General features: G+C 39.7%; 7 protein-coding genes. 3 read left to right on the plus strand and 4 right to left on the minus strand.

The features are described 5' to 3' along the window. Window positions 1-49: 49 nt before the first annotated feature. Window positions 50-4,516, minus strand: a complete 4,467-nt coding sequence (gene gltB / locus O1Q81_RS03380; RefSeq protein WP_386698234.1) for a glutamate synthase large subunit — start codon at window positions 4,514-4,516, stop codon at window positions 50-52. 499 nt (window positions 4,517-5,015) lie between these two features. On the opposite strand from gltB, the gene gdhA reads away from it, so the two are divergent. The 3 genes from gdhA to O1Q81_RS03395 all read left to right on the plus strand — a co-directional run bounded on the left by gdhA (window position 5,016) and on the right by O1Q81_RS03395 (window position 9,400). Next, entirely contained in the window at window positions 5,016-6,365 is a 1,350-nt protein-coding gene (gene gdhA, locus O1Q81_RS03385; RefSeq protein ID WP_386698235.1) for an NADP-specific glutamate dehydrogenase, read from the plus strand. Between the two features lie 162 nt (window positions 6,366-6,527). After that, complete coding sequence (locus O1Q81_RS03390; protein WP_386698605.1) at window positions 6,528-8,831, plus strand: Tex family protein; 2,304 nt, start codon at window positions 6,528-6,530, stop codon at window positions 8,829-8,831. Window positions 8,832-9,055: 224 nt separating this feature from the next. Next, window positions 9,056-9,400 (plus strand): pentapeptide MXKDX repeat protein, encoded by a 345-nt coding sequence (locus O1Q81_RS03395; RefSeq protein WP_386698237.1) that lies wholly within the window; start codon window positions 9,056-9,058, stop codon window positions 9,398-9,400. Between the two features lie 231 nt (window positions 9,401-9,631). On the opposite strand, the gene O1Q81_RS03400 is transcribed toward O1Q81_RS03395, so the two are convergent. From O1Q81_RS03400 to O1Q81_RS03410, 3 genes are all read right to left on the minus strand, one after another. Then, complete coding sequence (locus O1Q81_RS03400) at window positions 9,632-10,735, minus strand: porin (protein WP_386698239.1); 1,104 nt, start codon at window positions 10,733-10,735, stop codon at window positions 9,632-9,634. 576 nt (window positions 10,736-11,311) lie between these two features. Continuing rightward, on the minus strand, window positions 11,312-11,932 hold the full coding sequence (locus tag O1Q81_RS03405) for a glutathione S-transferase family protein (RefSeq protein WP_386692483.1): 621 nt from the start codon (window positions 11,930-11,932) through the stop codon (window positions 11,312-11,314). 64 nt (window positions 11,933-11,996) lie between these two features. After that, window positions 11,997-12,236 carry a DUF1778 domain-containing protein gene (locus tag O1Q81_RS03410; protein ID WP_386698241.1) on the minus strand — a complete coding sequence of 80 codons (240 nt, stop codon included), beginning with the start codon at window positions 12,234-12,236 and terminating at the stop codon, window positions 11,997-11,999. Window positions 12,237-12,268: the final 32 nt, after the last annotated feature.

The raw sequence follows: 12,268 nt of genomic DNA on the forward strand, positions 1-12,268 counted from the left end.
ACCGCACTTTGGCTTAAATAAAGTGCGGTGAAAATCCCACAAATTTTTATTACTGAGCTAACGCACCTAATTCATTCACGGTACGGCGTTTATGCCCTAATAACCCATTGACATCATTGGCTTTTGGTTTAATTAACACAAATTGCGAAACATATTGTTCCCAGTTAGCCAAAATACGTTCACCGATACCACTATGGGTTAATTCTACGTGGCGAGAAATTAAGCCACGTAAATGCTCTTGATGAGTTGGTAAATCCACAATGCTTAAACCCTCTACTAATTCAGGGTTAAGCCGTTGTTTAAAACCGCCATCTGTATCAAGCACATAAGCGAATCCACCCGTCATGCCAGCACCAAAGTTAATCCCCGTTTTGCCTAACACGGTGACGATACCGCCAGTCATATATTCACAACCGTTATCGCCGATACCCTCAACCACTGCAGATGCACCAGAGTTACGCACCGCAAAACGTTCGCCAGCACGTCCTGATGCAAATAATTCACCGCCAGTGGCACCATATAAACAAGTGTTGCCCGCAATGGTGGCATCTTCCGCCTTGAATGAAACACCTGCGTGCGGTTTGATCACAATACGACCACCAGCCATACCTTTACCCACGTAGTCGTTAGTATCACCTGTTAAGGTCAAATTTACACCACCTGCCAGCCATACTCCTAAACTTTGTCCAGCGGTACCGGTTAAATTAATATTAAATTCTTGCAATGGATTACCACGATTGCCGTAACGTGCTGCCAAAATACCAGAAAGCGTTGCTCCAATAGAACGATCTAGGTTGCTCACGTCAAAATTCATTTCACTATTCAAGCCACTTTCTAACGCCTCTTGCGCTTGTTCTACAATCGCTTTGTTTAACAAACCTTTGTCAAATGGTGGATTGTGTTGCGTACAATATCTTGCACTGCCAGCTGGCACTTGTGGCGAATAGAGTAATTTAGTTAAATCTAAACCACGTTGTTTACCCGTATGACCATCAATAATTTCCAATAAATCGGTGCGACCGATTAAGTCGGTGAGTTTTTCTACGCCTAATTGAGCTAAAATCTCACGCACATCTTGTGCAATAAATTTAAAGTAATTCATGGCTTTTTCTGGCAAGCCAGTATAATGTTTACTGCGTAAGGTTTCGTCTTGGGTCGCAATACCTGTGGCACAGTTATTTAAGTGACAAATACGCAAGTATTTACAGCCTAATGCCACCATTGGACCTGTACCGAAACCAAAACTTTCTGCCCCTAAAATGGCGGCTTTGACAATATCTAAACCTGTTTTTAAACCGCCATCCACTTGCAACCGCACTTTATGACGCAAATTATTTTCCACTAACGCCTGTTGTGCTTCGGCTAAACCCAATTCCCACGGTGAACCTGCGTATTTCACGCTGGATAATGGGCTTGCCCCAGTACCGCCGTCATAACCTGCAATGGTGATCAGATCGGCATAGGCTTTGGCGACCCCTGTGGCAATCGTACCCACACCTGGTAAAGACACTAATTTCACCGAAATTAACGCTTTCGGGTTAATTTGTTTGAGATCGAAAATTAATTGAGCTAAATCTTCAATGGAATAAATATCATGGTGCGGTGGTGGTGAAATCAAGGTTGACCCTGGTACCGCATAGCGTAATTGTGCAATATAAGGGGTCACTTTATCCCCTGGTAATTGACCGCCCTCACCTGGTTTTGCCCCTTGTGCGACTTTAATTTGAATCACTTCCGCACTCATTAAATAAGCTGGAGTAACACCGAAACGACCTGATGCCACCTGCTTGATTTTAGACACTTTTTCAGTGCCATAGCGTTTCGGATCTTCACCGCCCTCACCTGAATTTGAATAACCGCCTAAACGGTTCATTGCCGTGGCTAAGGCTTCGTGTGCTTCTGGACTTAATGCACCGATAGACATGGCGGCACTGTCAAAGCGTTTATATAGATTTTCCGCTGGCTCAACTTGTGCAACATCAATCGCATTATTGGGGTCTGTTTTGAGCTTTAACATATCACGAATGGTCGCCACAGGACGATGATTCACGGCATCACGATAGGCTTTGTATTGCTCATAATCACCGCTATTGACGGCTTTTTGCAAGTTCATCACCACATCTGGGTTATAGGCGTGATATTCCCCTTGCGGTTTGAATTTCAAGAATCCGCCCATATCCAAATCTTGACTTGGTCGCCATGCCCGTTTGCGTAATTGACTAAGTTGCTGGTCAAAATCCGCAAAGCTGGCACCCTCAATTCGACTAGTAATCCCAGGGAAACAAAGATCAGTAATTTCTGAACTCATACCCACTAACTCAAATAATCTGGCACAACGATAAGATGAAATGGTGGAAATCCCCATTTTCGACATAATTTTGTACAAGCCTTTATCAATGCCATAACGGAAATTTGCCGTAACTTGACGTAAGGATTTTTTGATTGAACCCGTTTTCACCATTTGCCCTAAGGTTTCATAGGCAAGATACGGATAAATAGCAGTTGCCCCTAAACCAAGTAACACCGCAAAATGATGCGGACTGCGAGCTTCGGCGGTTTCGACTAAAATATTGGTATCACAACGTAAATTGGCAGACACTAATTGATTTTGTAATGCCCCTACTGACAAGGCAGTTGGAATCGGTTGATAGAATTTACTAATATTGCGATCGGACACGATTAATAAAACTGCACCATTTTGCACCGCACTTTTGGCTTCTTCACACAGATTTTCAATGGCTTGTTTTAAGCTCATTTCATCGGGGTTATAGGTTGCGTCTAAAATTTGGTGTTTATAATATTGTTGTGGCAAATCCAAAATTTGTTGCATATCGGAATAGACCAAAATCGGTGATTTAAAACTGACTCGATGGCTCATTCCTTCCGCTTCAAAGAACACGCTCATTTCACGTCCGATACTAGTGTTTAATGACATCACATGCGCTTCACGTAATGGGTCAATCGGTGGGTTTGTTACCTGTGCAAAATATTGACGGAAATAATCAAAAATTACTCGTGGACGTTCAGATAGTACCGCAAATGGCGTATCATCACCCATTGAACCGACCGCTTCTTGCCCGTTCTCACCCAGTACACGAATGATATTCTCAATTTCTTCGTTATCGTATAAGAATTGTTTTTGATACACCAATAACTCTTGTTCGCTTAACGTTGTCGCACCAATTTGGCTATCATCTACTTGATCAAATGGCACTAAGCGTTTGACGTTTTTATCTAGCCATTGGCGATAAGGATGTCTGGAGCGAACTTCATTATCAATTTCATCGGAATGCACTAAACGCCCTTTTTTGGTATCAATCACTAATAATTGCCCCGGTCCAACCCGTCCTTTTTCTACCACTTCATCAGGTGCATAATCCCAAATACCGATTTCTGATGCGATAGTAATTAAGCGATCTTCGGTGATCACATAACGAGCTGGGCGTAAACCATTACGGTCTAGGTTACAAGCAGCATAACGACCGTCAGACAGCACAATCCCAGCAGGACCGTCCCAAGGTTCCATGTGTATAGAGTTAAAATCATAAAAAGCTCGCAGATTATCGTCCATGTCAGGGTTATGTTGCCACGCAGGCGGTACTAATAAACGCATGGCACGGAATAAATCCATACCGCCACACACAAACAGCTCCAACATATTATCCAACGAGCTAGAATCCGAACCACTTTCATTTACGAATGGTGCAGCAGTTTGTAAATCTGGAATTAACGGCGTGCGATATTTATAACCCCTTGCTCTCGCCCAAGCTCGGTTGCTTGAAATGGTATTAATCTCACCATTATGGGCTAAATAGCGGAATGGTTGAGCTAATTTCCAACGGGGTTGGGTATTGGTGGAAAAACGTTGGTGGAATAAACAAATAGCAGATTGCATGCGTAGATCGGCTAAATCTGTATAGAATTTCGGCAAATCTTTCGGCATACACAAACCTTTATAAATCACGGTCTGATTAGAAAAACTACAAATATAAAAATCATCATGGCTGATACGTTTTTCAATACGACGACGAGCCACAAATAAACGACGTTGTAAGTCTTGATTTCGCCAACCGCTCGGTGCATTAATAAACACCTGTTTGATCGCTGGCATATCTGCAAGAGCGATTGAGCCTAAAACCGATGGATTGGTTGGCACATCACGCCAATAGGCAATGCCTAAGGTTTCTTCGGTCAGTTCTTGATTAATAATCTCAATAAATTCGGCTATCAATTTCTCATCTTGCGGTAAAAAAATCTGACCCACCGCAAAATTTTTAGCTAAGGAAAAGCCATTCTCATCGGCGATATGGCGAAAAAAGGTTTCTGGCATTTGAATAGATAAACCGCAACCATCGCCAGTTTTACCGTCTGATAAAATCGCCCCACGATGTTGCATCCGAGATAAGCCTAAAATGGCATTACGTACGACTTTGTGGCTCTGCACGCCGTCAATATTGGCGATCAGCCCAAAACCGCAGTTTTCACGCACTTCACTGCGATCATATAGCGTTGTCATAAGTTGTCTTCCTGCAAATAGAGTAAAAGTAAAATTGTTTTAGCTAACAAGGTGGGAAAAATAACAGATTTTACACCGCACTTTGTTATTTCGTTATATAGGTAAAATCATCTTAGATTGAATAAGGGTTTGTGTAAATATATCGAATATTATATTTATATAAATGCCATAATAATTAAATAAAACATAAATAAATATCGTTTATTTTATATCTTATCTAATATTGGTTTGATGAATAATTTTATCTATATAATTTAATGATTATTTAAGGCTTATTTTAAACAAAAATAGCCTATTTTGTAATTTATTTAGAAAAAATATAATTTTTGCACTTATTGACTGAATAAAAATAATTTTCATTTAGTTGTGTTGATTTATCTTTTGAGAAGATGAAAAAAAGCATTGCATTTTGAATTGTGTTTTTGCATAGTAGAACCCGAGCTGTTCAAACAGCGATTGCAAACAAACATATTACTCATATTAAAAAAGGAAACATATTATGTCTAACTCAGTATCATCATTAGAAGACTTTCTAGCTTACGTTGCACAGCGTGACGGTCATCAACCTGAATTTTTACAAGCAGTGCGTGAGGTATTTACCTCTATTTGGTCTTTTATTGAAAAAAATCCAAAATACCGCTCACAAGCGTTATTAGAACGTTTAGTTGAACCTGAACGTGCATTCCAATTTCGTGTCGCATGGACAGATGACAAAGGTCAAACCCAAGTCAACCGTGCTTTCCGTGTGCAGTTCAATAGTGCGATTGGTCCATTTAAAGGCGGTATGCGTTTTCACCCATCAGTCAACTTATCTATCCTAAAATTCTTAGGTTTTGAACAAATCTTCAAAAATGCCTTAACAACTTTACCAATGGGCGGGGCGAAAGGCGGTTCCGACTTCGATCCAAAAGGCAAATCTGATGCGGAAGTGATGCGTTTCTGCCAAGCATTAATTGCAGAATTATATCGTCATATTGGTCCAGATACTGACGTGCCAGCAGGCGACATTGGTGTAGGTGGTCGTGAAGTAGGCTACCTTGCAGGTTATATGAAAAAATTATCTAACCAAGCTGCTTGCGTATTCACTGGTCGTGGGCTTTCCTTTGGTGGGAGTTTAATTCGCCCTGAAGCCACAGGTTACGGCTTAGTTTATTTTGCACAAGCCATGTTAGCGGAAAAAGGTCAATCTTTCCAAGGTAAAACCGTTTCTGTTTCAGGTTCAGGTAATGTTGCTCAATATGCGATTGAAAAAGCGTTACAACTTGGTGCAAAAGTGGTTACCTGTTCAGATTCATCGGGCTATGTTTATGATAAAGACGGTTTCACCGCAGAAAAATTAGCTGCCTTAATCGAAATTAAAGAAGTGAAACGTGGTCGTGTGAAAGATTATGCGGAACAATTCGGCTTAGAATATCATGCAGGTCAACGTCCTTGGGGAGTAAAAGTCGATATTGCATTGCCTTGTGCCACCCAAAATGAAATTGAATTAGCTGATGCACAAAAACTCATTGTCAATGGCGTACAATTAGTGGCTGAGGGGGCTAATATGCCAACCACCATTGAAGCGACCGATGCGTTCTTAGCGGCGGATGTATTATTTGGACCAGGTAAAGCTGCCAATGCCGGTGGGGTAGCGACATCTGGTTTAGAAATGGCACAAGGTTCACAACGTTTATACTGGAGCCGTGAAGAAGTCGATGCTAAATTACACAGCATTATGTTAGATATTCATGCCAACTGTAAAAAATATGGTTCAGGTGAGGGCAAAAATATTAACTATGTGGTGGGTGCAAACGTGGCTGGTTTCGTTAAAGTCGCTGATGCCATGTTGGCACAAGGTGTCTATTAATTTTTTACTGCTTTGACTAAAATAGAGTAGGGCGAATCGAATGGATTCGCCTTATTTGTTTTGTGGTCTTTGATCGTATCCAGTTTGATACTGCTTTATTTTCCTCGACAAAAACAGTATGCTATTAAGCAATTTTTTGCTTAAAGAAGTATCAATATGTTAATGTTAAACCAACAAATCTCTCAAATTATCGCTGATGAACTAAATGTTCGTCCGCAACAAATTCTGGCTGCGATTCAGTTAGTCGATGATGGCAATACGATTCCTTTTATTGCTCGCTATCGTAAAGAAGTGACGGGTGGCTTAGACGATACCCAGTTACGCCATTTTGAAACCCGTTTAATTTATTTGCGTGAATTGGAAGATCGCCGTCAGACGATTCTGAAATCCATTGAAGAACAAGGCAAACTCACCGCTGAACTGCAACAAAAAATTCAACAAACTCAAAGCAAAACCGAACTCGAAGATCTCTATCTTCCTTACAAACCAAAACGCCGCACTAAAGGACAAATTGCCATTGAAGCAGGTCTTGAGCCGTTGGCGGATTTATTATGGTTGCAACCTAATCACGATCCCGATAACACAGCAGAAACCTTTGTGAATGCCGAAAAAGGTGTGGTCGATAGTAAAGTGGCGTTAGACGGTGCGAAATATATTTTAATGGAACGCTTTGCCGAAGATGCACAATTATTGGCAAAAGTCCGTCAATATTTACAACAAAGTGCGGTGTTAATTTCCAAAGTTTTTGAGGGAAAAGAAACGGACGGGGCGAAATTCCAAGATTATTTCGATCATCAAGAACCGTTAAAAAATGTACCCTCACACCGTGCATTAGCCATGTTGCGTGGACGTAATGAGGGTTTTCTGCAACTGAGCCTTAATGCCGATCCTGATGCAGCAGAAGGTAGTCGTTCAAGCTATTGTGAAGAAATTATTCGTGAGCATTTGGGTGTGCGTTTTAATGCTCAACCTGCGGATAAATGGCGTGAGCAAGTGATTGCATGGACATGGAAAATTAAACTGGCGTTACATTTAGAAACGGAATTAATGGGGGCTTTACGTGAAAAAGCAGAACAGGAAGCGATTGATGTTTTTGCCCGAAATTTAACCGCACTTTTAATGGCAGCCCCTGCTGGAGCGAAAAATACCATGGGACTTGACCCAGGTTTACGCACGGGGGTGAAAGTCGCCGTGGTGGATAATACAGGAAAATTGCTTGATACCGCCACGATTTATCCACATACAGGGCAAACGGAAACCGCTTTGGTAACGTTGTTTAAATTGATTAAAACCCATAATGTCGAATTAATTGCGATTGGTAACGGGACGGCATCACGTGAAACAGAACGTTTTGCCAAGGAAGTGATTAAACAAATTCCGCAAAATACACTGCAGATTGTGGTCGTCAGTGAAGCTGGGGCATCGGTTTATTCTGCGTCTGAACTGGCGGCACAAGAATTTCCGAATTTAGATGTATCTTTACGTGGAGCGGTATCCATAGCTCGCCGTTTGCAAGATCCGCTAGCGGAGCTAGTGAAAATTGAGCCAAAAGCCATTGGGGTGGGGCAATATCAACATGATGTGAATCAATCCCAACTGGCGCGTAAACTTGATGCGGTGGTAGAAGATTGTGTTAATGCTGTCGGGGTGGATTTAAATACGGCTTCATCTGCCTTATTGGCACGTGTAGCTGGCATGAGTAAGACGCTTGCCCAAAATATCGTGGATTATCGTGATGAGAACGGACGTTTCAACAGTCGAACTGAATTGAAAAAAGTGCCACGCTTAGGACCAAAAGCCTTTGAGCAATGTGCAGGTTTTATGCGAATTAATCAGGGCAAAAATCCCCTTGATGCGTCTGGAGTTCACCCCGAAGCCTATGCAGTAGTAGAAAAAATTTTACAAGCCACAGAACAATCCATTCAAGATTTAATGGGCAATGCTTCTGCTATTCGTCAGCTTGAAGCAAAACAATTCACCGATGAAAAATTTGGTTTACCAACGGTAATGGATATTTTTAAAGAGCTAGAAAAACCAGGACGCGATCCACGGGGTGAATTTAAAACGGCGACCTTTATGGACGGCGTGGAAGACATCACGGATTTGAAAGCAGGTATGATTTTAGAGGGAACCATTACTAACGTGACCAATTTCGGGGCATTTGTGGATATTGGTGTGCATCAAGATGGCTTAGTACATATTTCATCGTTGGCGGATAAATTCGTTGAAGATCCTCATCAAGTGGTGAAAACGGGCGATGTGGTGAAAGTTAAAGTGCTTGAAGTCGATGTAGCTCGCAAACGGATTGCCTTAACCATGCGACTAGAGGAAAGTGCGGTGAAAAAAGAGCAAAAATTTGACCGCAGTTCTGAACGAAATTCATCGCCCAAAGGTCGTCATGAACGGCATAATCAATCTTTCACCAATAATGCCTTTGCTGATGCGTTAAAAGGTTGGAAAAAATAATTTTTAAGTTGTAGAAGATCGGTCTCTGATCTTCTACATATTAGAACATTTCATCCGCATCTTTTCATTGCTGTTTTTACCACTAATAAAATATCTTAACTATTATTTTATCTATTTTATTAAAAAATTTTGTAAGGTTTCTGCTACTCGTCCGACTAATGCTAATGAAAGGATAGTGAATATATTCTTTCGCTAACAATTTATCTTAATTAAAGGAGAAATCTATGAAATCTTTAAATATTTTAAAAACCTTAAGTGCAGTATCATTACTTTCTATTTTTGCCGTGAACGCAAATGCAGCTGATATGAAAAAAGATCAGATGAGCAAAGACCAGATGCACTCAGAAATGATGAAAGCTGACGAAATGAAAAAAGGTGATATGAAATCAGATATGATGATGAAATCTGATGAAATGAAAAAAGGAGACATGCACTCAGACATGATGAAATCTGATGAAATGAAAAAAGGAGACATGAAATCGGGCATGATGAAATCCGACAATATGAAAAAAGGAGGTACAAAATCGGACATGATGAAATCCGACGAGATGAAAAAAGACAAAATGTAATTGTAATTAGAATAAACTGCAATGGTGGTGTCATTAGTCTATGTATAGTGTAGTGAGTTTGATACCACCTTAATTCATTGTCGCAAATAAAGAAGATTAAAACCGCTCTTCTACACCTGAACCAAATTTATCACTGTTATTTTAATGAGATTAATTGCCATAAAAAAGCCCCATTAAAATAATGGGGCGAAAGGATCAAATGATAAAAAACATTAGCAATTTCGTTAGAGATTAGAAGAGGATACGAGTACCTAAAGCGATTTGTTTATTTTTCTCTAAGGTTACACCCGCTTGTTTAGTTTTGAATGAACCACCCTCAACATAAACTAACACATTTTTGTTGAAATAATGATCTGCACCTAAGAACCAACCACGGAATTTACCATTTTCGGTACCTTTAGTCTTACCTGTACCCCATAAGTATTCAGCATAGACTTTGTTGTTTTGTGTGATTTGATATTTTAAACCGACTTCAAATTGGTTAACTTGGTTAAATGCCTTAGCACCAACACGGAATTTATTGTCAACGTTATCTTTAGTTGATTTAGCATGTGACCAGTCTAAACCTAAAGCCACTGGACCGTAAGAAACTAGACCAGCAACAGTAGCACCTTTAGTTTTATACTCCGCTTTACCATCACCGTTACCTGTTCTCCAGTCACCTCTTGTAATTTCGCTATAACCGCCTTCAACTGCGAATCCAAATTCACCAACTTTAGTTTTATAGAATGCTCCCAAACCGTATCCTTGTCCGTCATCAGCAGTTTCTTGATTGTCTGATTTTGCGGTGATAGTTACATTACCCAAACTATCTTTGGTTGTAGTGTAACGTGTGCTGTGTTTTGCAGAATTACCAAAGTAATAGTCAGCCATAAAATGGAAACCACCAAAATCAGCTGATTTAAAATGAACCGCTTTATTATGAGCATCAACTACTTTTGTGATTGCACCTAATTCATAAGTAAAATCTGATAAACCTAAATCATCACCAACGGTTAATTGACGACCGAATGTTAAGGCACCGATATCTTTGTGTGCAAATCCACCGAATAAACGTTTAGTATGAATGCCATCACCAATAGTACCATTTTGAGTAAAACGAATTTCCATATTGGCTAATGCACTGAAACCGTTACCAATTTCTTGATAAGCACGAACACGTACACGAGAACCTTTATCCACTAAATCTGTACGTTTGTTAGTTTCTTTTCTAACTTGCATTGAGATACGACCATCAACGTCAAGTTTAGTACCATCTTGTTGATAAACCACAGTTGCATTGGCAGCACTAGAAGCTAAGGCAGCGACGGCTAGAGCGATAAGTGTTTTTTTCATAATAATGTTTCCTTATTTTGGTTAAGTATAACAAATCGATTATTTCGACTAGAGTTTAGCAAATTCCTTTGCTATTTGAAGTTTTACTTCTTGATGCGAAATTTAAATGAATTGATTTTTTATGTCAATATAGGGAACTTTTTTGAAGAAAACATGATTTGTAGATTAATCAATATGTTATGAAATTTCATTAGATTGAAAAAATGAGATCTAGATCACAAATTTGAAAGAATTTTTCTATATTATTATTTTTTGTGAATTTTCAATTAATTGATTTAAAAGGAATAATTAAATTTGTTTATCTTTTATTAAAGTAAATATTCAAAAATAAATATAGACAGGAAAGTTTATTTCAAAAATGTGAACTAGATCACATTTTTAGTGGGAACTTTTTGAGAAATGACAAAGGATTAGTCAAAAAATAGGATAGATTGCAGAATGACAAGACACCCACCCCGCACTGGCGTACGGGGCTAAGCATGGTGACGCCACGCTGTGGCTTGGGTTCGGAAGTGGATAAGATGCGGAGCATCGTGACTATGCCTAGCCCTGTACGTGAGTGCAGGGTGACAAGCCTTATTTTCCTTGCAACACCTGTTGCTCAATTTGTTGGGCTTTTTGCCAACTTGGAAGTTGATGTAAATCGGCAAGATAGCGATCAATATGCGTGAATTTACCTTGATATACCATTTTCATAAAGATTAGAGCAAATGCTAGGGCAAAATCTGCTCCCGTGAGTTTATCGCCCATAATATAGCGTTTATTGGCTAACTGACGGTTTACATAGTCATAAACTTTTTCTATTTCACTGTCTGCATAAGCTAAGGTGTTTTGTGGTGGAGTGGGTTCTCTCGCAGCAATAAATTTAAGTACTAATGGGATCATTGCGGTGCTTTCACTAAATTGTAGCCATTGTAAATATTCGGCATATTCAGGGCTATCTGTCGCTGGAGCAAGATGCGGGGCGTGATTTGCGATAATCCATTCCACCATAGCCACTGATTCAGTGATGACTTTTCCGTCAATTTCAAGTAACGGAGCTTTGCCTAACGGGTGAATATCTTTCAGTGCTTCTGGTGCGTGCATATTTTCTTGACGTTTATGCGAGATTAATTCATAAGGCAAGCCAATATGTTCCAATAACCAAGTCACTCGCATAGCACGAGAACGGTCGAGATAGTGTAGTTTGAGTTTCATGTTTGTTTCCTTTGAGTTCTATAACATTGCAATCAAATAAGTTTCTATCGTAAGATTATTAAATTTAGTTATCAACATTAACATTCTTATAGCCCCGATTAAACAGTGCAACCATTTCTGGGTGTGGATCAGGTTCAGCATCTAATATCGCCATTACTTTTTGCCATTGTTTGGTATTTAAATGAATTGTTTGATGTTTATTAATGACTTTAACGGCTCTTTCAAAAGCACTTTCTAATATTGTTGGTTTGTCTGATTGTGCTATTTGAGTTTTATGTTTACTGCATGGGTAATCAGTTTTCATCTAATTTTAAAACCTTTCTTAAATTTCTCATT

Origin of the sequence: Lonepinella sp. MS14436 (assembly GCF_042470565.1) — a bacterium.
Lineage (GTDB): Bacteria > Pseudomonadota > Gammaproteobacteria > Enterobacterales > Pasteurellaceae > Lonepinella.